The following is a 22,587-nucleotide window of genomic DNA, read 5'->3' as shown; positions in this document are numbered from 1 at the left end:
AAATAGTGGTAGGCTTATTAAGTGCACCCTAAAACACCTTATAGAACCTATAAACATAAAAATAGCTCTAAAACCAGTGTTGGGGCATGATTCAAATGAATCACACCCCAACACTTGACAATGAGCCTAATACAAATAAGGTTGGCTAAAAAGGTGCATCCCGATTGATACACGTTTTAGCCAACCTTATTTTATCACTTCTACCCTCTCGCTTCCCCAACTACTTTCCTCTGGTTGATACCTTCTCCAGTACTAACCTTTTCCAGTTTACCCAATTTTAGTTATTTTGTCAATAGTTTTTAATGTTTTTACTTTAAAAACCTACATTATGCCTAATTTTATCTAGATTTAAGCCTTTGAAATTAACAATCCTTCTCTTACTTTCTATAACCGTTTGGATTTTTACTCTGCCAACGATAAGAATCCTCACACATCTTTTCGATTCCTCTTTCCGCTTTCCAACCCAGTTCCTTAAACGCCTTTGTAGGATCCGCATAGGTGATGGGGATGTCCCCTGGTCGTCGATCGGTTACTACATAGGGAAGTTTTATATTACAAGCCTTTTCGTAATTTCTTATAATGTCAAATACACTATAGCCGACTCCTGTTCCCAGATTATAAGTAACCAATCCGGGTTTTTGATTCAGCTTGTCTATCGCTTTAATGTGACCCAAAGCTAAATCAACTACATGGATGTAATCCCTAATCCCTGTTCCATCCGGTGTATCATAATCATCACCAAAAACATTGATTTGTTCCAATACTCCCGCTGCTACTTTTGCTACATACGGTACCAGATTATTAGGTATTCCATTAGGATCCTCCCCAATTTCTCCGCTTTCATGAGCACCGATAGGGTTAAAATATCTTAATATAGCTATGTTCCAGGAGGAATCTGATTGATAAAGATCTCTTAGCATATCTTCGATAATTAATTTTGTCCTGCCATATGGATTTGTGGCTGACAGGGGAAATTCCTCTGTTACCGGTACGGATTTTGGTTCCCCATAAACAGTTGCCGAGGAAGAGAACACCAAGTTTTTTACTCCAAATTCTTGCATTACCTCTAATAGAGTAATGGTACCACTTAAATTATTTTTATAGTATTTTAATGGTATGCTACAGGACTCTCCTACGGCTTTTAATCCGGCAAAGTGAATTACTGCATCAATCTTTTCCTCTTGAAATATCTTGGTCATTCTATCTTTATCTAGAATATCTGCTTCATAGAAGCTAATTTTTTTATTCGTTAGTTTTTCTACTCTTGTGATAGATTCCATACAGGAATTACTTAAATTATCAATAGCTATCACATCATAGCCTGCATTTAAAAGCTCGAGATTCGTATGGCTCGCGATATATCCTGCTCCACCGGTAACTAAAATTTTCATAGTTGGTCTCCTTTACTCTCATAGTAATCATTTCAATTTTACCTTATATTATAAACTTTGAAAATAGCAAAATGTTCTCTTTTTTGAATATTATGGTTTTCTATCCAATATTACCTCATTTTAATTTTATCTAGCTATGATAGAATCTAATTAAGCAACAAATAGTGACAAAACTCTTCCTTTTATACCAGGCAATTGAAAAGGAGAATATTATGAATCAATTATTTACATATAGATATGCCCTTATCTTGGGTGTTTTTTTGCTAACGGGTAATTTATATGCCTGCAGTACATTTTCTAGTAAGGATACCTCCGAATATAAACCTTCCGTATCCTATGTAAAAGATCAAAATAGTCTTTCCACTAGTTCAGATACTATATTATCTAAATCAAAATCCGTTTCCTCTAATACAACGCATCAATATGTAATTAACTCTTCTCAGAGTCTTACTTCGATAGAGGTTACGCCTACTCCGAATCTGACTCAGGCTGCACTACCTCAGGCTCCTATACCGTTGCCGTCTAAGGATCCTTCTTCGGCTCCGGATAAGCCTGTACCCTTTCCGATACCAACTGAGCCCATCGTGACGAAAGCTCCGACGAAACCCACTCCTACTGTTTCACCTAATAACTCCATTCTCTCTCCGGCGCCTGATAATTATATTCCTACTACGGTACCGATCGAAACTTTCAATGCTTTAAAAGTGAGAGGCGTTACAATAACATTAGGTGAAAGTACCGACAGTATCAAAAAGAAACTGGGAAGGCCGAATCGCATTGATGATACCGAATACGATTTTGATTATTATATTTATAATAATGATTATAAAAATCTTCTATTCCTTGCAATACAAAGTGATAAAGTAGTGGGCTTTTATACGGATTCCATAGATTTTACTTATCACGGCGTTACATACGGCTCATCGCTTGATCGTGTAAATAGTGAATTCGATAAATCATTCCCGTTAGATGAGGTTCTAACCCACAAGACTGAGGAATATACAATCAAGTTTTTACTGGATAAAATCGGTTCCGGCGAAGTAGTTGGAATTTATCTTCTTTCTAATTCGGTAAAAATAGATGATTATTCAGAAGCGGTCATGAGAAATGTTGAACTCATGGTCTATGACCTGACGAACTCTGTCAGGGCAAGAAATAGTGTTCCGATAATGTCCTGGTCCTCTTCTGCAGCCATTTCCTCCAGAAAACACAGTATTAACATGGCTTTAAACGATTTTTTTGACCATATTAATCCCCATGGAAAGACACCGGGAGAGCGAATGAAGGAAGAAGGAATTGCTTACCGCTCCTATGGGGAAAACATTGTTGCCGGTTATGGTACGGCTATATTATCAACTCATGGCTGGTATAACTCTTCCGGTCATAGAAAAAATTTATTAAATGCCGACTATCGATATCTGGGCGTGGGATTTACCTATGAACCTGAGAGTACATACAAAACCTATATCACTCAGAATTTTTATCGTCAATAAAGAAAACATATCTATACTCTTTAGGTATACCGCTGTTCTTGAGGAACTAGTCTTCGTAAAAAAAGCGTTCCTTAAGGACAGTTTTTCTATACTTGCGTTCACTAGAAAAATCATATATCCTTAATATAGTACTTCCTATAGTATCATAGTAATAAAAATCTTTGATTTTTATATGCCTTTTTTTAAAGATTAACTAAACTATTTTATAGATAATAGATGATAAAGGTGGGATCCTTAACCATGGATAAAGAATTGTTTCAACAGGTATGTGATGAAGTGATTGGTCGTCAGCAAGGCTTAAACGGAATCGGTACCCTAGGGGAAAAAACCATACATTCTGTTCTTAAATGCTATTTATCACCGGAGTGTGATCATCAGGAAATTAAGGTTAGCGGATTTGTAGCGGATATCTGTAATGGTCATGAAATTATTGAAATCCAGACCAGGAACTTTGATAAATTACGTCGTAAACTTAATGCCTTCCTCTCCCTTTATCCGGTGACAATTGTATATCCTATCCACAGTACAAAATGGATTCGCTGGGTTAATCCACAAACTGGGGAAATTAGTCCACCAAGAAAATCCCCCAAAAGGGGTATTCCATATTCCATACTTCCTGAACTCTATAAAATAAAAAATTTCTTATTAGAACCGAATTTAAATCTTCACATCGTAATGTTAGATTTAGAGGAATATAAATATTTAGATGGTTGGAGTAAGGATAAGAAAAAAGGCTCTACCCGTTGTGACGGTATCCCAACCGATCTTGTAAATGAGATAAAAATTAACAACATCTCTGATTATAAGCTATTGATTCCGGACATTCTGGATCAAGAGTTTACTTCGAAAGACTATAAAAAGGCTTCCGGGTTATCCTTACACAATTCCCAGACTGCACTAAATATTCTTAACTATGTTGGTGTAGTAGAACGGGTAGGAAAAAAGGGCAACACATATCTATATAATCGGGTGTCTGTCCAATAAGACTATCAAAACGACGATAATAAATCATAAAATCTTAGAAGTTACTAACTTAATTTATTTTTATGGCTTTTCTGTGGTATACTGTTATTTGGATAGCATTAATAATAATCGTATCGGTATTACGAAAAATATTAATACATAAAGTTAAACAACTTAAGTGGTTTATTCTTTGGATATAATCACTTTAAGTACATAGAAAAGAAAAGGAGGTAGAAAGGACATACTTTTTATTGCCCTTTCGTAAACAAGCATGAGTACAGAAAATCTTACTAACAATGAAAACGAAACACCTATGGAGAACGCTTCTATAGAGGCAGCATCTGTTGACACTTCTACGGATACGCCTTCTATGGATGATTTTAAAGAACAGCTGGAAGGTTCGTTAAAGAAGATTCATGAAGGTGACATCTTAAAAGGAACCGTAATTGGAATCTCTGATACCGAAGTAGTCCTTGATCTGGGTTATTATGCGGAAGGCATTATAAAATTAGAGGAATTAAGCAATGATCCCCGCTTTTCAATTAAAGCTGATGTCACCATCGGTGAGGAATATCGTGCTGTCGTTATTCGAGAAGATGACGGACATGGTAACATTCTAATGTCAAAAAAACGTGCCGATGATGTACTCTCATGGGAGCATCTAAGGGAGGCAATGGATAATAAAACAATTGTAAAGGTAAAAATTGCTCAGGCCGTAAATAGCGGTGTGGTTACGTATCTCTATGGTGTCCGTGCATTTATACCCGCTTCCCAGCTATCCTTAGCCTATGTGGAAAATCTTGAGGACTGGGTAGGGAAAGAAATTGAGACGGTTATTATTACTGTTTCGGAAGAAGACAAAAAACTGGTTCTTTCCGGTAAAGAGGTTGAGAAAGAAAAGGCGGAAAAAGATCTGAAAAGTAAGATAAATAAACTGCAGCGAGGAATTGTTACCACCGGAACGGTTGAGAAAATCATGCCCTATGGTGCATTTGTTAATATCGGAGAGGGTCTTTCCGGTTTAGTACACATCTCTCAGATCTGTGGTCGAAGAATTAAGTCTCCTAATGAGGTTATAAAAGAAGGAGAAACCGTTACCGTAAAAGTAACGGATATTAAAGACGGTAAGATCAGTCTAAGTATGAAGGCTGTGGAGGAAAAGGAAGATATTGTAGAGGATATCGAAGAAGCACCCTCCACTTACACTACCGGCGAAGAAGCAACAACCGGTCTTGCTGCCTTACTTAAAAATATTAAATTGTAATTAGCATACTTAAATTTGCACAATTTTAGTTATTGTGTTCATGATCAATAAAGAAAGTATATGTGCAAATTGCAGACCATGTTTGAAGAAGGCTTTTACACCCTAACCCTATCATATGAAAAGAGATCGGATAGGAAGAGTTATGTACTGACCCCCAAAAGTTAGACTTTATTAGCGAGACAGCTTCGGCTGCCTCGTTAATTTTATGCATTGATATATCCGTGTGTCTATATTTACTGTATTCTTACTTTACTATTTACGCTCTTTTTTGATAAATAAGAAAGACATAAACCATCTTGTTTTACTATTACTTAAGATATGAAATGATGTTTTCTTCTTTTAAAAATTCATACTGATATATCTTTCTCCGGTATCCGGAATCATGGATAATACTCTTTTTCCTTTTCCAATCTCCTTTGCTTTTACAAGTGCCGCATATACTGCAGCTCCTGCCGATATTCCGCAAAAGATACCTTCCTTACTAGCAAGATTTTTAGAGGTCTCAATGGCATCTTCATCAGTTACATGAATAATCTCATCGAATATTTTGGTATTCAGGGTATCCGGAATAAATCCAGGACCGGTTCCGACTATTTTATGAGGTCCAGGTTTTCCCCCTGCAATGACTGGAGAATTTTTTGCTTCCACTACATAGATTTTAAGCTCCGGCAGATGTTCTCTTAATACCTCACCCACTCCGCTGATGGTGCCGCCGGTACCTGCTGTGGCTACAAATACATCTAATCTTCCATCCATCTGCTCAAGTATCTCTTTTGCAGTCGTCTTTTTATGCGCCTGTGGATTCGCCATATTCTGAAACTGGTTCGGCATAAAACTATCCGGTATTTTTGCTAAAAGCTCCATCGCCTTATTAATACTACCCTGCATCAGCTCCTCAGCCGGGGTGAGTATCACCTCTGCTCCGTAAGCCTTCATTAATTTCACTCTTTCAATACTGGCAGAGGCCGGCATTATAATAATTGCTTTATAACCTCTCGCTGCTGCCACCATGGAAAGTCCTATCCCCGTATTCCCGGAGGTTGGTTCAATTATGGTTGATCCGGGCTTTATAAGACCCTGTTTCTCTGCTTCTAAAATCATATGAAGGGCAGCTCTATCCTTTACTGATCTTCCCGGATTAAGATACTCAAGCTTTGCATAGACATCCGCAGATTCCGGAAACGGTAGTCTGTTCAGTTTTACAATAGGCGTATTTCCGATTAGTTCTGTTATGCTTTTTGCAATCATCTTATCACCATCCAATTAGTTTATTAAATCCTTAATGTCTGAGTCTCCTTCGATAAATCCTAATTCCTTTGTTAAATCAGCAAAAGCCTGGAAGATGTCTTCATCAATTTGAGAGATAAATGTAACTCTGTCAAATGCACTTTCAATGATATCTAACTCAGTTTCCTGTCCTGTGATATCCTTAATTTGTTTCACAATAAGTTGTGTCGTTTCCTGTCTGTTGTTCTGAATGAAATCGATTGATTTCTCATGGGCCTTTATAAAGTTTTCCACTGCTTCAGGATTCTTCTCCAGAAAATCCTTTTTTACTACCAATACCGTAGCCGGGACATTGCCTTCCCATGGTAAGTCATAAGCGTCTACAACTACCCTTGCGACCCCTTTCGCTTCCATAAGTGATGCCCACGGCTCCGAAACTAAAGCCGCATCAATTTGCTTTTGTTCAAACAGACCCATCATGGTAGCAGGTTTTTGCGGTAGTCTTTCTATAGTTCCACCATTTTCTTCTACTGCCAGCCCTTGCTCCTTCAACATCTTACGAAGGAGAAGATCATGGGTACATCCCGTAGATGGAGTGGCCACAATCCTTCCCTCCAAGTCCTTCAGACCATTGAAATCAACATCATTTCTTACCACCAATACATTTTCACCTATAGTTGAATTGGCAATAACTACAACATCTCCGCCCTGTAGATACCGGTTGATAACAGGCCCCGGCCCAACATATCCTATATCAATTTGACCGGTGGATAATGCATCCATAAATAAAGAGCCATTAGGAAACGTACTGGTCTCTATCTTATAATCCTTTAATTCCTCCTGATAATATCCTTTTTCAATTCCTACCATTGCCGGTGCATGGGATAAGTTTGGAAAATACCCAACCTTGATTTCTTTCTCGGTACTTTCACTTTTAGAGCAGCCTGCAAAAAGTAGTGTAGCCGTTAATAATGTCGCTACCAGTAATGTTATTTTTCTCATTTGATATACCTCCGCGTATCCTGTTTTTTATAATTAAATTGATGCGTTATTTCATAACATCAATTTCTTATCTTCTCTTCCTTTTCTGATACTTGATTCCTTATATTCTACAATTCAACTATTTCATCTCTTATATTTTTATATTTATAAATTATTACTTTACCTCTTTTTATCTTTATATCTCTATATCTTTATATTTTTATATCTTTTTACTTCTTTTTATATCTCATATAACTTCTGATGCAGTTCATCTATATCCTATCTTCCCTTTTAATTAATCATAAAATAGTCACAAGCATCAAACTGTTTTTTATGAGCCGGCAAGACCCCAACGCTTCATAACCTTTAACTCTATTCTTTTAAATATCAGGTTGTCCGTAAGTAAGCCGGTAGCTGCGATGATTACCATAATGGACAGCACGGTACTCATATTTCCCATATCTCTGCCCCACATAAGTATCTGTCCAAGTCCCCTTCCGGTTCCTAGAATTTCGGCAGCCATTAAAGCTCTCCAACAAAATGCCCAGGACAGTCTCATACCGGTAATCATATGAGGAACACAAGCCGGTAAAACAACTTTTGCAAACAACCCCATTTTTTTATACCCAAGGTTTTTACCACATCGGATCAATATAGGGTCTACATTCTTTATCCCGGTTGTTGTACTGATAATCATATTCCATAAACCACCAAGAACGACTACAAAGATAATAGACGCCTCCCCCAGCTTAAACCATAAAAGTGCTAAAGGAAGCCAAACTACGCTGGGTACGGATTGGAGTGATATAACAAAAGTACCTATTGTCTCATCTGCCAATTTATTCACCGCCAGAAAAATTCCCATCAGTACTCCTATTATAAGGGATATCGTATACCCAATTAAGATTCTTCGAAAACTATGAAGAATTGCAATAGTAAAACCACCTTCAGTAAAGCCATTCTTTAAGGTATCCATCACCTGAAACGGTGACGGAAACAGAAATTCCGGCCATATACCTATTCTATATACCGCCTCCCATAGTATTATTATAATCGCGAGAAAGGCTATTCTCTTTAATGCTATACTCATCTCCCAATTCCTCCCTTGCTACTTTCTCAATTTCAACCTTAAGAATCTTATAAATTTTTTCTTCCATATAAGTGAGATTGGGATCAGCCACCTGTCTCGGATAGCTTAATTCAATCTTAATATCGTCCACGATTCTTCCCGGTCTGGTTCCCATAATGATTACTCTGTTAGATAATTTAACAGCCTCCCTGATGTTATGGGTAACAAAAATGATTGTTTTTTTGGTTTCCATCCAAATCTGCTGTAATTCATCATGTAAAAGCATTCTTGTCTGTTCATCTAAGGCAGAAAACGGTTCATCCATCAGCAGTATTCTAGGATTCATCACAAGACTTCTGGCAATGGAAACTCTTTGTTTCATTCCTCCGGATAACTGATAAGGATAATAATTCTTAAACTTGGATAAATGTACCTTTCTTAGAATGTCCTCGGTCTTTTCTCGAATTTCATCCGGGTTTTTACATATATTTTTTAAGCCAAACGTAATATTGTCGTATACATTCAACCATGGAAATAATGCTGCATTCTGAAACACCATAATTCTATCTGTATGGGTGCCCTTTACTTCAGCATCATCCACAGTTACCTGTCCGCTCGTTGCTTTCTCAAGGCCTGCTATGATATTAATCAGAGTTGACTTTCCGCAGCCGGAAGGACCTATCAGAGAAAGGAAAGTTCCTTCTTCAACATCGAAATTAATGTTTTTAAGGATCTCCATATCATCAAATGTCTTATGAATATTCTTAATTTTTATCATTCAAGCCTCCTTAATATAGTATTCATATCAATTTAGTAGGATTTATTTGTTGAGATAATCATATACTATTAAATAAAATTCGTCAAGCCCTTTTCTAAAATTTTATATTTTATGATAAAAACAAAAAGTTTCCCTTGATCTAATTGGAAGGCCTTTTATTATATGGGAATTTCGGAAATTTTTCTTATATAATAAAAAAGCAGGCTAATTTCAAGATTTACCCATGTAAGATATGTAAATCCTCAAATTAGCCTGCTTATATAGAATCCTTCTTATTATATATTCATCAACTTAAAAGCTTATAATTTCCAAAATGTATAAGATGAGAAAAGTAATAGCACCCATGCTTATTAATTGGAAGGAAAGTAAAAGCCATATCAGTCCCTTTCCCCGTCTGACTGATTTTGTAAGCTTCTCCATAGCTGTCTGCATCACCTGATGGTTCTCTTTATATTGATGGAGTGTCTGTTTTTGTAGCTCCACTAAAACATCAGAAATCCGATTTACTAAATTCTTGTCCAGTTCCTCCAGCTTATAATTCGTTTGAATCTGTGTTGCTAACAAATTCTCTATTAGTTCAAGTTGCTTGTTTTCCTTGTCTTGAAGCTTCCTACTCTGCTCTAGATATCTATTTTCGTCACTATCTTTCATTTCTTCCAGATGTTTCAGCATCTTATCATTTATTTCCTTAAGATAAGTTAAATCCAAAGCCGACTGGACATTTGAGAACCTAGTATCTGATGGTCTGTTATGGAAGTTCTCCAGATGATTTGAATACTCCTCAATATGAGTTTTATATTTTTCCAGAGTGTCTCTATATTCAGCTAGTTTCTGTTCGTACTTTGCTGCCATTTGACCGGAATGGTTTAGCTTTATACCATTCTCACTTTTTTTAAGACTTACTTCTTTACCTACTGATGTTCCAAACGAAAATAGATTCATAATCTTCTTCTCTCCTTAGTATAATCAGGCTTTTATCCCAAATAGCATCTTCTTAATCCCTGTCTTTTTTGCTTCGGAATTATTCTTTACCCCTTTGTTGTCTGCTTCTTTCACCATATCCTCATCAATTACCGTACCAAAGGATTCGGCTACCACCGTCTTATAGTTTCCTGGCGTCTCTTGTTTAAAGTCACCTAACTGTTCCTGCGTGCAGCTCTTAATCTCTTCATTTAAAGAGAGCATCTTCTGATCCAGATATGAAATTATTTTAGAGCATTCTTTTAACTCGTTTCGAATATGTTCCGGTGCGTTACCTTCAAATTTATAATATATCTTATGTTCTAAACTGGCCCAGAAATCCATGGCAATGGTTCTTATTTGTATTTCTACCTTTGTATCCACAGTTCGATCTGAGAGAAACACCGGTATAGATACTATCATATGATAGCTGGTATAGCCATTTTCTTTCGGCTGTATAATATAATCTTTTATTTTGAGTATTTTGATATCACTTTGTTTGCGTATAAGATCGGCAATTCGGTAAATATCAGAGGTAAATGTACATATGATTCGAATACCTGCAACATCATTTACATATTTTACAATGTTATCAACTGTCAGCTCTTTATTGTTATGTCTTAATTTCTTTGCTATGCTTTGTGGTGTTTTTATTCTTGATGTTATATGTTCAATCGGATTATATTGATGTGCCAGCTTAAACTCATTATTTAGTATCTCCAGTTTCGTACTAATTTCTTTTAATGCTGCATCGTATAAGAGCAGAGCATTACTCCATTCCTCAGCCTCGTCATAAAACACGGGTAATTCCATCTTTTAATCACAACCTTTGTCTATATAATATGGATCTTTTTCTTTCCTGGTAACGCTAATTAGTACATTACCACTCTTTTTGCAGCGAAGAAACCTGCGAAGTATTATCAATCGATTTATTCATATCTTGTTCATTAATATAATTATATCATATAAATATGAACTTTCCTTGAAGTTTTCGATTCTTAATGAAAAATTAATTTATAAGCCTCAAATGGTATACCATAAGCATAGTAAAATTTAAGGATGAATCTTTACTAAATACCTATTTTGTCTTTATAATGCACACATTTGACTTTTTTGCGAAAACATTAAAAAATTATTAAAATTTTTTGAAAAAATTGGTTGACATACAAAAAAGTAATAGATATAATATTGGCAGACTATTACAGAAAGTGAGGTAAAACATATGAAGTTTAGAAACATTCATTCAATCAATTTAATACAGAACGCTTTATGTGAGATTACCTCATGGATTCCGAAAATTTAGCATTGTATTCGTGTGTCTAATCCTGCCTTGCTGCCAACAGGAGACGCCAATGATTACAACCGATTTTCAGCTACTATGCCGCGGTATATCTTACTGCGGCTTTTTTGTATGCATTAGTAGTCATTAACCTGTTGAGGCGGGTTATATATTTCAGCATCATGGAAATGCGGGAACGGAGGGATTTATGAACAAAATATCTTATTATTTAAAGAAATATTGGTATGCCTATGCTTTTGCTATCCTATGTATTGTGATAGCTGTATCTTTGGATATGATATCACCACTGGTAACAAAGCAGGTAATCGATAATGTAATTGTGGGGGGAGAAGTTGATTTACTACCGAAACTGCTTGGTATGATTCTTATGATTAGCGTTGGAAGATGTATCTTTCAATATGTAAAAGAATTAAGCTTTGATTTTGTAAGTTCAAAAATATCGCTAAAAATAAGAAAGCATTTATTTAAACATATTCAGAGGTTATCCTTAAGCTTTTTTGATAAAAACAATACCGGTGAGTTAATGTCCCGGGTAAAGGACGATGTCGACCGGCTTTGGGCTGCCATCAACTATGTCAGTATGTTGCTGATTGAGGTAATCATTCATACTGGGCTGGCTTTGTTTTTCATGTACCGCTTAAGCCCTTCGTTGGCTATCATACCTACCATTGTATTACCCTGTGTTGCAATACTTGCCTTCTTTATGGAAAGTAAACTAGGAAAGATCTATGAACAGATCAGCGAGGAAAATGCAAAACTAAATACAGTGGCACAGGAGAATCTATCCGGAGTAAGAACGGTTAAGGCCTTCGCCAGAGAAAAACATGAAATCAGTAAGTTTTTATCCCATAATAAGAAGTACTACGACCTAAATATGAAACAATCTAAGGTGTTTATTAAGATTTATCCATATTTTCAATTAATCACAAAACTGCTACCTCTCTTTATTGTAATACTGGGCGGTTATCAGGTAATAAATGAAGATATATCACTGGGTACCCTCGGAGCCTTTACTGAGTATTCAATGAATATTGTATGGCCTATGGAAATGCTTGGCTGGCTTTCGAATGATTTTGCAGCTGCCGTTGCTTCCTATAAGAGAATCAAGAAAATATTTGCTGAACAGCCGGTAATTAAAGAAATTGATGAACCTGTTGTTCTGGATGAAGTAAAAGGTGCCATTCAATTTGATAATGTCTCCTTTTCCCTAAATGATAAGACGATTCTCTCCGGAATCAGTTTTGATCTGACTGCCGGAAAAACCATTGGTATTATGGGTGCAACCGGTACCGGCAAAAGCTCCATAATTAATCTTTTACAAAGATTTTATGATACCACGGAAGGTGAAGTACGTTTAGACGGTGTTAACATTAAGGATATGTCTCTTAGGCAGCTGAGAAAAAGTATATCCTTAGTAATGCAGGATGTATTCCTTTTCTCAGATACCATCAATGAAAATGTAAAAATGGGTAAAAAGTATCTGGTAAGACAGGAAGATATCATAGACGCCGCCGATGACGCCCAAGCCAGGGAGTTTATTGAACGAATGGAGGAAAAGTACGAAACGATTATCGGTGAAAGAGGTGTGGGTTTATCCGGTGGACAAAAACAAAGAATCAGTATTGCCAGAGCTTTAGCTAAGAATACTCCTATACTGGTACTGGACGATTCCACCTCGGCCCTTGATATGGAAACCGAGCATCTGATTCAAAAAGCTCTTACTGATGTAACCTCAACCAAGATAATCATAGCCCATAGAATTTCCGCTGTCCGAAACGCGGATGAAATTATCATCTTAGAAGACGGTAAAATTACAGAGCGGGGAACCCATGATACCTTATTACAGGCTAAGGGTTATTATTACAAAACTTATATGGCTCAATATGGGGATTACTTAAAAGATGAGGAAATTTTAAATAATTACAGAACCAACAACAAGGAGGTGGCAGCATGTCAGTAAACGCAACAAAGGAAGATGAATTACTACGCTCCGTCAAAAAACGGAATACTTTAATGCGGTTATTTCGTTATCTATTAACCTATAAATTAGTAATTGTAGCTGTTATTTTTATCATGATCATAACCGTATCTATATCCATCCTCAACCCTTTAATCATAAGGAGGGCTGTCGATGTGCATATAGCCAAACGGGATATGAACGGACTTCTAATCCTAGGCGGCTTTACGCTTTGTTTAAATATTATATTTGTACTACTGGTTAAGCTTCGGATGTATCTTATGGCAAAGATATCAAATGACGTTTTATTAACTATTCGACAGGAGCTTTATACTCATATTCAAAAATTAAGCTTTAGTTTTTTTGACAGCCGTCCTACCGGTAAAATTCTTGCACGAATTATCGGAGATGTAAATTCTCTTAAGGATGTTCTCTCGAACAGTGTAACAACATTGATACCGGACTTTATAACCATATGTGCCGTTGTAGTTATCATGCTGATAATGAACTGGAAGTTGGCTCTGGCTGCTTTAGCAACACTTCCGCTTATGTTATTCGGATTATGGTATATACAGACCAGATCCCATATCCGGTGGCAGGTTCATAGAAAGAAAAGTTCTAACTTAAATGCCTTTATCCATGAGGATCTGTCCGGTATGAGAATTATTCAAAGCTTTACCGCGGAGGATGAAACAGAAGAATCCTTTGACCATCTCTTAAAAGAGCACAGAGATTCCTTTATTCATGCCATTGTTTTAAATGATGGTTTCTTCTCGGTAGTAGACATAAGCTGGGGTCTTGGTACAATAGCCATGTATTATGTTGCAGTAAAGCTTCTTGGTATTACCGATGCCAATGTTGGTACTTTAATTGCTTTTGGTATGTTTATCGGTATGTTTTGGCATCCGATTATGAACCTTAGTAATTTTTATAATCAATTGATTACCAATATAACCGGTGCGGAACGTATCTTTGATATTCTGGATACCAAGCCCGATATTGCTGATGCCGGGGATGTTATAGATCTTCCTCAGATTAAAGGTGAAGTCCGCTTTGACCATGTATCCTTTGCATATGATGAAGATACACAAGTTTTAAACGATGTCAGCTTTAAGGTAAAGCCCGGTGAAACCATCGCTTTGGTAGGACCTACCGGTGCTGGAAAAACTACGATCGTTAATTTAATTAGTCGATTTTATGATGTTCAAGAAGGACATATCTATATTGATGGATATGATGTAAAAGATGTATCGATTGAAAGTCTTAGAAATCAAATGGGAATTATGACACAAGATAACTTTCTTTTCTCAGGAACCATCAAGGAAAACATCCGCTATGGTAAACTGGATGCAACCGATGAGGAGATCATCGCCGCGGCAAAAGCCGTAAATGCCCACGACTTTATTATGAAAATGGAAAAAGGGTATGACACAGAGCTTCAGGAAAGGGGTAACGGACTATCCATCGGGCAGCGTCAGCTTCTAGCCTTTGCAAGAACCATGGTTTCCATGCCTAAGATCTTAATCCTTGATGAAGCCACCTCCAGTATCGACACCCATACAGAAGTTTTAGTTCAACAAGGAATCGAGGCTTTATTAAAAGGAAGGACCTCTTTTGTTATCGCTCACCGCTTATCTACGATCCGTAAAGCAGATCGGGTATTTGTCATCGATGAGGGTAAGATATTAGAAGAAGGCAGTCCGGATGAACTTCTTGCTAAGAGAGGATTGTACTACCATCTTTATATGGCACAGTTTAAAAATATATAAGATAACCCTTAATAAAGGATGGATCTTATATGCTGTATAATAATAAAAAAGTACCACCATTTATAGATATCAATCTAAAGAATGGTGGTACTTTTTATTAAATATTAGAACCGGATTATTCATGGAATATTCCTTAGATAATCAATACATCAAGAAATCAAAGGAGTATTAGAGGATGTAAGAAATGATTAGATAAGGTAATGCTTCATGAGTATCTGGGTTATATATTATTTTATATTTTTATATATTACTGTTGTCTATTTCATAATATCTAACAATATTGTGGCTTAACGTCCTTAATATCTCCTCTTCGGTATCGTTATAATAAAGCTGGTACCTTTTTTAAACTGGGAACGGACTTTGATCTTTCCGGTATGTGCCATGATTATTAATTTTGCCAATGACAACCCTAGACCATGACCACTGATATTCTGATTCCTTACATGTTCGGAACGGTAAAACCGATCAAATATATGATCCACGTCCTTCTTCGTCATTCCGATCCCGGTATCCTGTACAGTGATAACGCAGTCACCGTTCACCTTCTGGCATAGAATATTGATTTCGTCTCCCTCTTTCGTATATTTTACAGCATTATCGATAAAGACACGAATGGCCTGCTTTAAAGATTGTTTATCCCCATATACGATAACATCTTCTAATACAGGGCTGTTAATAATACGGTTCCCAGCGACTAACTTGGTCTCTTTTATCATGTCCTCAACTACGATACGCATGTTGAATCTTTTCTTAATCAATTTAAGGGTTTTCTTATCATGCCTTGATAAAAATAACAGCTTTTCTACCAAATCCTGCATTGATCTGGCTTCATTTTGAATGGCTTCTATGGATTCGTGAAGTACCTCTTCATTTGTAGTTCCCCAACGATTTAATAGGTTAATATATCCCTGAATTACTGCAATTGGCGTCCTTAGCTCATGAGAAGCATCGGAAACAAATTGTTTCTGGCTTTCATAGGAGGTTTCAATTCGGTCTAACATAGCATTAATAACGTTCGCCAGATCCTTTAATTCATTTTTTGTTCCCTCTACATTTAACCGTTCACTATGAAGATTATTTACTGTCAGTCGATTTGCTGTCGCTGACATAATTCTAACCGGTTCAAATAGTTTAACATCACTTTTTTTACCCTTGCGGATAATCAATGCCACAATCGCAAGATAGGCTATAACTAATTTCCATAACAGAGACAAAAAATTGTGGTAGCTTCCGGTCAGGTCATATTGAAACTGTGCGTAATATATATCATCTTCGACTCTAAATTCTTTCTCTTCACTGATAACCAATATATTACTTTCACTTTTACGATCAAAATGTATTCCATAGAAAAATGCTTTTTCTGAGTTTGGTAAATATGCAATATCATTATAGACTACTTTTTTACTTTTACCCATTTCAATTTTCATCGATAAACCCTGCATAAAATATGGATTTACGCATTCTTCACCGACATTCTCTTTCATTGCGGAGATAATCTGTTCTGCCATTTGATCGTAATTCTCTTTTTCCGAATACATATATAGAAGAAAAAAAACAACCATGAACAATACCCCATGGGTTAACATCAGTTTTAAATAAGCCATCGAAATACGAAAAGCCATGGATAAACGAAAATTGCTTAAAAAAACTTCTTTCTTTTTACGTATTGGGAGGATAACTTTTCTTAATAACTTACGTACTATTTCTATTAATCTGCTACTCATATCTGTCAGCGTAATTACGCCTTCCTCCCCTCTGTCCCCGCGTAGAATAATCAAATATACACCGTTTGTTAACTTTTATATTGCTTAGGCACTGGTCTTACTATTTCATTATGTTTTCTTTCATATGAATTCCGTATGTTCTTACACGGTCAAGCTCGATCAAATGTGTTTTATCAACAAATACGGGGGCTTATCCACATATTAACTTTATGACTTAAAATTAACCTTAATGTTAACTAATCCTTTATGATATATCCTACACCCCGAACCGTTGAAATCAAATGTCCACCATACTTCTCATCAATTTTTTGACGTAAATATCTTATATATACATCAACCACATTGGTATCACCAAAATACTCATAATCCCATACGTGGTTTAAAAGCTGTTCCCTAGTTAAAACTATGTTCTTATTTCTCATCATATATTCTAATAGTTCATATTCCTTTTTGGTGAGAGTTAATTCTTCGTCTTTGTAATATGCACTATGGCTCGTTAAATTCAATTTAATATCACCAATTTGCAAGGTTTCAACTTTTAACTCATTACCGGTGTTTTTCTTACGATTTAAAGCCACTCTAATTCTTGCCAGCAATTCTTCAATCGCAAAAGGCTTTGTCATATAATCATCTGCTCCTGTATCAAGTCCGGCTACCTTATCCGTAACATCATCCTTCGCTGTAAGCATAATAATCGGAACCTGTGATTCTAAACGAATTCTTCGGCAAACTTCAATACCGCTCAAACCGGGAAGCATGATATCTAATATAACTAAATCCACATTTTCTTTTAATGCTTTCTCCAATCCCAGTCGTCCATCTCCCGCAATCAAAATCTCATAGCCTTCATGCTTTAATTCCAGTTCTAAAAATCTTGCGATTTTTGCTTCATCTTCTACGATCAATATTTTTGCCACTCCAATAACCCTCCTTATCAATTAAACAATATCCTCTCTTCATTGTATCGGTAACCGCTATTTTTTTCAATATCTGTATATTAAAATTCTATTAGAATTCAAGAACCGATGAAGAGCCTGACCTGTTGATGTTTCATCCATGGTATCAGTCATCGGTTTAGAAACAAATAAGAGCCGGATAACCGGCCCTTATTTGTTTTTATTTTACTTCCCCCGTACTTGAGAATATACGGCCATTACAGTTGATTCTGTCTAAAAAGCCGATTTCCCTAATACCTGTTACTTTATATATAACGGACAAGCCATCATAATCTTACACTTATTTTATAATTTTTTAATTTTTTTGTCGAATAATAGAACAATAAAGTATGATACTCCAGTTTATATTTTTAATCATTTATAATTTATCATTCATGTTGTATACTTTATCGCTAATTATATTCATATCACATAAAATTTTTTATTATCTAAAGATTATGTATAAAATTAGTCGCTTAGTATCTATTATCGACATACCTTTGATATACATAAGAGCATAAAAAACAGGCGTCCCTTATGAATATAATTCTTATACTCTATCAGGAATGCCTGTTTTTTCCATAATAAGTTACTTTAACAATTGATTTTATATTAAATTAGATTATAATACGCTTTTTACCGCTTTAACTACATTTTCAGTCGTAAATCCGAACTTTTTGAAGAGAACGCTAGCAGGAGCAGAAGCTCCAAAGCCCTTCATGGTAATTGTGGTTCCGTCAAGTCCAACATATTTACCCCAACCGAAATCTGCAGCAGCTTCAACCGCAACTCTTGCTCTTACACTCTTTGGCATAACACTTTCTTTATATTCCTCAGATTGAGCTTCATAAAGATCCATGGAAGGCATACTTATAACTCTTACATCCACACCTTCTTTTGCCAGTTCAGCCTGTGCATTTAATCCTAATTCTACTTCAGATCCACTTGCCATAATAATAGCATCCGGAACATTCTTCTTAGAATCAGATACAATGTATCCACCCTTTAATGCTTCTTTTGATGATCCTGCTAACTGCGGAAGATTCTGACGGGATAATACCAGTGCCGTCGGAGTCTTTGTAGAAGTAATCGCATAATACCAAGCTGCGATACATTCCTTTGCATCAGCCGGTCTAAATACGGTAAAGTTCGGCATTGCACGAAGCATCGCCAATTGTTCAATCGGCTCATGAGTCGGTCCGTCTTCTCCAACACCGATACTGTCATGGGTAAGAACAAAGGTTAAAGGAAGCTCCATTAATGCAGCCAATCTTGCCATAGGTTTAACATAATCACTGAATACAAAGAAGGTAGATACAAATGGTCTTAAACCACCATGAAGTGCAAGACCATTACCGATGCCTGCCATTGCCAGCTCTCTTACACCAAAGTGAAGATTGCGGCCTTTGTAATCATCCTTTGAGAAATCTCCCATATCACTCATATAAGTCTTAGTTGAAGGCGCTAAGTCTGCACTACCTCCAAAGAAGTTAGGAAGAATATTCTTAATTCGGTTGATAACTTGTCCGGAAAGATTTCTGGTTGCTTCCGGCTTATCTGCATATGCCCAGAACTCATCATTATCAATTAAATCCTTCGCTGCGTTTGCATCATGGAATTTATCCCATAATTCCTTCATCTCAGGATACTCACTACAATATTTTTCAAACAGTTTATTCCACTGATCCTCAACTTTTGCATTCTCTTTCGCGATTGCTTTGTAATTCTCATATATTTCTTCCGGAACTTCAAAAGCTGTTTCACTGGTCCAACCAAGTTTTTCTCTTAATGCTCTGACGTTATCTACACCTAAAGGTTCTCCGTGAGCACTAGCCATTCCTTCTCTAGGGCTACCATGTCCGATTTTTGTTTTTACGGTGATCATGGAAGGTCTTGTTAAATCAGCTTTTGCAGCTTCAATTGCTGCACCGATTTCTTCTAAATTGTTACCATCTTCTACAACCAAGGTCTGGAATCCAAACGCTTCAAAACGTTTTTTCACATCCTCGGTAAAAGCGATATCAGTACTACCTTCAATTGATATTTTATTTGAATCATATAAAACAATTAATTTACCCAGGCCAAGGGTTCCTGCCAGTGACATAGCTTCAGAGGTAATACCCTCCATCATACAACCATCGCCGCCCAGTACGAAAGTATAATGATCAACAACCGGATAACCTTCCTTATTAAAGGTGGCTCCAAGATGAGCTTCTGCCATTGCCATACCTACTGCCATTGCCATACCTGCTCCTAAAGGACCGGTAGTAGCTTCTACGCCTACGGTATGTCCATATTCAGGATGTCCCGGTGTTAAAGATCCATCCTGTCTAAATTGGGATAAATCTTCTGAGGTTAAACCATATCCAAATAAATGTAATAAAGAGTATAACAGCATGGAACCATGTCCACCTGATAATACGAATCTGTCCCTATTTGCCCATTTGGGGTTTGCCGGATTGTGCTTCATGTGTTTAGCCCACAGCTCATAAGACATAGCTGCTGCACCAAGGGGAAGTCCGGGGTGTCCTGAGTTTGCTGCTTGAACGCCATCAGCTGACAATACTCTGATCGCATTTACTGACATTGTATCGATGTTACTCATTGTATTTCCTCCTTATATAAATATATTGTTATATTAAATATTTATCATTTTAATTATTCACCAAATTAAGACCTGCAATCCTTTATTTATCGTTTATAGAAACTATTCTTCTTGCCCGGAAAATGCATTTAATTCATAATTAAAAAATAAATACATACTTATAGCTTATAATGCTTATCAGATTGTTAATAATATCGCATACATACTAAATATACAATAAAATTGCTGTGAAAGCAATCGTCAAATGTCACACACATTTCCATAAATAATAGATTATCTTTGTTTATTTAATCAACTAATGCCATATACTTAGTTTCAAACTGATCTACAGTCATCGGTTTGGGATAGTAAATGCCTTGAATAATATCACATTCTACCACAGAAAGAAACTTTATCTGCTCTTTGGTTTCTATACATTCTGTTACAATTTTCATGTACAGATCCTTCGCCATGGATACCCATATTTAAAACGCGATATCTACTAATAAAAAGTATTAGCGGTATCCTTCTGTTCTTAGGTTTTGTATCTTCAATGGATTCCTTCTGCGTGAAATCAATAAATATAAAACCCGCGAAATATTATTAGTATAATTATATATTTTTTCTATATGCTATTTGGAAATAAATTTATATACTGTCTCATTGTAGTGACATAAGCTTACTTTAACCTTTACTTTCTATATTTGTAATTTTTTTTATAATGATTTGCCAATTTAATTCCATAAATATTATATAGTATTTTTTATAAAAACGCCATGAAGTATATTATATAATTATATCTCTGTATTGAAAATAAAGTTAAGTTTGATGGCTGTTTTATAAAGGTTTATTGACTGGTTTAAAGATTCATATACTATTATGTATAATTGTTATAAATAATGCAAAAAAAGACCTCTTAAAAGGTCTTTTAATGAGACATCGGGGATTCGAACCCCGGACACCTTGATTAAAAGTCAAGTGCTCTACCGACTGAGCTAATATCCCATAAATATTAATTTCATATATTACTATCTATATATTTTATATATTTTTGGCAATGCAAATGCCCAGAGCCGGAATTGAACCAGCGACACGAGGATTTTCAGTCCTCTGCTCTACCAACTGAGCTATCTGGGCAAGGTCAACTTCGTTGGCCTATGAAGATGGATTGTCCATTTCTTCTTGGGTAAACGAAACTATTTAATTATATTCTCAAGATGTATTGGAATTCCAGTACTCTTGATTTGAGTTGCGGGGATAGGATTTGAACCTATGACCTTCGGGTTATGAGCCCGACGAGCTTCCAGACTGCTCCACCCCGCGATAATTTTCTGGTCCGCTACTGGTTACTCTTTTATAACAGACTTTTTTTGGCTTTCACCAAATGGATGGAGAAGGATTCGAACCTTCGAAAGCGTCGCTAACAGATTTACAGTCTGCCCCCTTTGGCCACTCGGGAACCCATCCATAGATTAATTTTATTGCTAACAATTAAATTGTTAAGCCGATGATCGGACTCGAACCGATAACCTGCTGATTACAAGTCAGCTGCTCTGCCAATTGAGCCACATCGGCATATTCAGTTTTGTTATTTTGTCAGAGCTCGTGCTCCGCTCGATATGCTCTGTCTATTATAATTTATTCTAAATTATAATCATAAATTGAGCCACATCGGCATGTAATATATTTCAGAGTGCTTACTCTGGAGTGGGACCTATAGGGCTCGAACCTATGACCCTCTGCTTGTAAGGCAGATGCTCTCCCAGCTGAGCTAAGATCCCATGGGATTATTATGTACCAAGCCACATATTTCATCCTATGTAAATAATGTAACTGATTTTTCATAATAATTTATATACTTGGTTGAATTTTGGTTTTCATCATAATGGTTTTCACCATTTACGACCCAGAAGGGACTCGAACCCTCGACCTCCGCCGTGACAGGGCGGCGCTCTAACCAACTGAGCCACTGGGCCAAAGTACATCTACACAAGAAAATGTTCATCCATTGAGTTCAAACTCTTTTGACTTCGTCCAAAGAGTTATCTCTTTCAACTGTAAACCTTTTTTAGGTCAAGCCCTCGACCTATTAGTAACAGTCAGCTACATGTGTTACCACACTTCCACCTCTGTCCTATCTACCTGATCGTCTTTCAGGGGTCTTACTAGCTTATGCTATGGGATATCTTATC

General features: G+C 36.4%; 16 protein-coding genes, 7 tRNA genes and 1 rRNA gene. 5 read left to right on the top strand and 19 right to left on the bottom strand.

Annotation, left to right across the window (positions count from 1 at the left end; genetic code table 11):
• Nucleotides 1-377: 377 nt before the first annotated feature.
• A complete protein-coding gene (gene galE, locus I5677_RS16645; protein WP_197662779.1) occupies nucleotides 378-1,391 on the bottom strand; it encodes a UDP-glucose 4-epimerase GalE in 1,014 nt (337 codons plus the stop codon).
• A gap of 212 nt (nucleotides 1,392-1,603) precedes the next feature.
• On the opposite strand from galE, the gene I5677_RS16640 reads away from it, so the two are divergent.
• From I5677_RS16640 to I5677_RS16630, 3 genes are all read left to right on the top strand, one after another.
• Nucleotides 1,604-2,884 (top strand): CAP domain-containing protein, encoded by a 1,281-nt coding sequence (locus I5677_RS16640; RefSeq protein ID WP_197662778.1) that lies wholly within the window; start codon nucleotides 1,604-1,606, stop codon nucleotides 2,882-2,884.
• A gap of 240 nt (nucleotides 2,885-3,124) precedes the next feature.
• Nucleotides 3,125-3,868: a hypothetical protein gene (locus I5677_RS16635; RefSeq protein WP_197662777.1), complete on the top strand. Its 744-nt coding sequence runs from the start codon at nucleotides 3,125-3,127 to the stop codon at nucleotides 3,866-3,868.
• A gap of 292 nt (nucleotides 3,869-4,160) precedes the next feature.
• Nucleotides 4,161-5,111 carry a S1 RNA-binding domain-containing protein gene (locus tag I5677_RS16630; protein WP_197662780.1) on the top strand — a complete coding sequence of 317 codons (951 nt, stop codon included), beginning with the start codon at nucleotides 4,161-4,163 and terminating at the stop codon, nucleotides 5,109-5,111.
• Between the two features lie 339 nt (nucleotides 5,112-5,450).
• Here the strand turns inward: I5677_RS16630 and cysK are convergent, their stop codons facing one another.
• From cysK to I5677_RS16600, 6 genes are all read right to left on the bottom strand, one after another.
• Nucleotides 5,451-6,359, bottom strand: coding sequence for a cysteine synthase A (cysK, locus tag I5677_RS16625; RefSeq protein WP_197662776.1), 909 nt, complete (start codon nucleotides 6,357-6,359; stop codon nucleotides 5,451-5,453).
• Nucleotides 6,360-6,374: 15 nt separating this feature from the next.
• Nucleotides 6,375-7,340: an aliphatic sulfonate ABC transporter substrate-binding protein gene (locus tag I5677_RS16620; protein ID WP_197662775.1), complete on the bottom strand. Its 966-nt coding sequence runs from the start codon at nucleotides 7,338-7,340 to the stop codon at nucleotides 6,375-6,377.
• A 310-nt stretch (nucleotides 7,341-7,650) separates the two neighbouring features.
• On the bottom strand, nucleotides 7,651-8,409 hold the full coding sequence (locus I5677_RS16615) for an ABC transporter permease (RefSeq protein WP_197662774.1): 759 nt from the start codon (nucleotides 8,407-8,409) through the stop codon (nucleotides 7,651-7,653).
• A complete protein-coding gene (locus I5677_RS16610; protein ID WP_197662773.1) occupies nucleotides 8,342-9,166 on the bottom strand; it encodes an ABC transporter ATP-binding protein in 825 nt (274 codons plus the stop codon). Before I5677_RS16610 ends, I5677_RS16615 begins: the two co-directional genes overlap by 68 nt.
• 291 nt (nucleotides 9,167-9,457) lie before the next feature.
• Complete coding sequence (locus I5677_RS16605) at nucleotides 9,458-10,108, bottom strand: PRP40 family protein (RefSeq protein WP_197662772.1); 651 nt, start codon at nucleotides 10,106-10,108, stop codon at nucleotides 9,458-9,460.
• 24 nt (nucleotides 10,109-10,132) lie between these two features.
• Complete coding sequence (locus I5677_RS16600) at nucleotides 10,133-10,939, bottom strand: GTP pyrophosphokinase (RefSeq protein WP_197662771.1); 807 nt, start codon at nucleotides 10,937-10,939, stop codon at nucleotides 10,133-10,135.
• 674 nt (nucleotides 10,940-11,613) lie between these two features.
• Between I5677_RS16600 and I5677_RS16595 the strand changes: the two genes are divergently transcribed.
• Together I5677_RS16595 and I5677_RS16590 are read left to right on the top strand one after the other, a co-directional pair.
• Nucleotides 11,614-13,386 (top strand): ABC transporter ATP-binding protein, encoded by a 1,773-nt coding sequence (locus I5677_RS16595; RefSeq protein WP_197662770.1) that lies wholly within the window; start codon nucleotides 11,614-11,616, stop codon nucleotides 13,384-13,386.
• The gene (locus I5677_RS16590) at nucleotides 13,377-15,152 is read left to right on the top strand and encodes an ABC transporter ATP-binding protein (RefSeq protein WP_197662769.1); all 1,776 of its coding nucleotides are present in this window, start codon (nucleotides 13,377-13,379) and stop codon (nucleotides 15,150-15,152) included. The genes I5677_RS16595 and I5677_RS16590 overlap by 10 nt, the downstream gene beginning before the upstream one ends.
• Nucleotides 15,153-15,448: 296 nt before the next feature.
• Here the strand turns inward: I5677_RS16590 and I5677_RS16585 are convergent, their stop codons facing one another.
• From I5677_RS16585 to I5677_RS16530, 12 genes are all read right to left on the bottom strand, one after another.
• Nucleotides 15,449-16,876, bottom strand: coding sequence for a sensor histidine kinase (locus I5677_RS16585; RefSeq protein WP_197662768.1), 1,428 nt, complete (start codon nucleotides 16,874-16,876; stop codon nucleotides 15,449-15,451).
• A gap of 236 nt (nucleotides 16,877-17,112) precedes the next feature.
• Nucleotides 17,113-17,793, bottom strand: a complete 681-nt coding sequence (locus tag I5677_RS16580; RefSeq protein ID WP_197662767.1) for a response regulator transcription factor — start codon at nucleotides 17,791-17,793, stop codon at nucleotides 17,113-17,115.
• Nucleotides 17,794-18,433: 640 nt separating this feature from the next.
• Nucleotides 18,434-20,416, bottom strand: coding sequence for a transketolase (gene tkt, locus I5677_RS16575; protein ID WP_197662766.1), 1,983 nt, complete (start codon nucleotides 20,414-20,416; stop codon nucleotides 18,434-18,436).
• A gap of 287 nt (nucleotides 20,417-20,703) precedes the next feature.
• Nucleotides 20,704-20,868, bottom strand: coding sequence for a hypothetical protein (locus I5677_RS16570; protein ID WP_197662765.1), 165 nt, complete (start codon nucleotides 20,866-20,868; stop codon nucleotides 20,704-20,706).
• Nucleotides 20,869-21,327: 459 nt separating this feature from the next.
• Nucleotides 21,328-21,400: transfer RNA gene (locus I5677_RS16565), tRNA-Lys, on the bottom strand.
• Nucleotides 21,401-21,459: 59 nt separating this feature from the next.
• A tRNA-Phe gene (locus tag I5677_RS16560) sits at nucleotides 21,460-21,532 on the bottom strand.
• A gap of 112 nt (nucleotides 21,533-21,644) precedes the next feature.
• Nucleotides 21,645-21,718 (bottom strand) — tRNA-Met (locus I5677_RS16555).
• Between the two features lie 62 nt (nucleotides 21,719-21,780).
• Nucleotides 21,781-21,862, bottom strand: a tRNA-Tyr gene (locus I5677_RS16550).
• Between the two features lie 35 nt (nucleotides 21,863-21,897).
• Nucleotides 21,898-21,970, bottom strand: a tRNA-Thr gene (locus tag I5677_RS16545).
• Between the two features lie 133 nt (nucleotides 21,971-22,103).
• Nucleotides 22,104-22,176 (bottom strand) — tRNA-Val (locus I5677_RS16540).
• 121 nt (nucleotides 22,177-22,297) lie between these two features.
• Nucleotides 22,298-22,371 (bottom strand) — tRNA-Asp (locus tag I5677_RS16535).
• A gap of 93 nt (nucleotides 22,372-22,464) precedes the next feature.
• A 23S ribosomal RNA gene (locus I5677_RS16530) occupies nucleotides 22,465-22,587 on the bottom strand; the annotation flags it as partial.

Source organism: Mobilitalea sibirica (assembly GCF_015999265.1).
Lineage (GTDB): Bacteria > Bacillota > Clostridia > Lachnospirales > Lachnospiraceae > Mobilitalea > Mobilitalea sibirica.
Note: the sequence above shows the minus strand (reverse complement) of the source record. Positions and strands in the feature narration are given on the sequence as shown.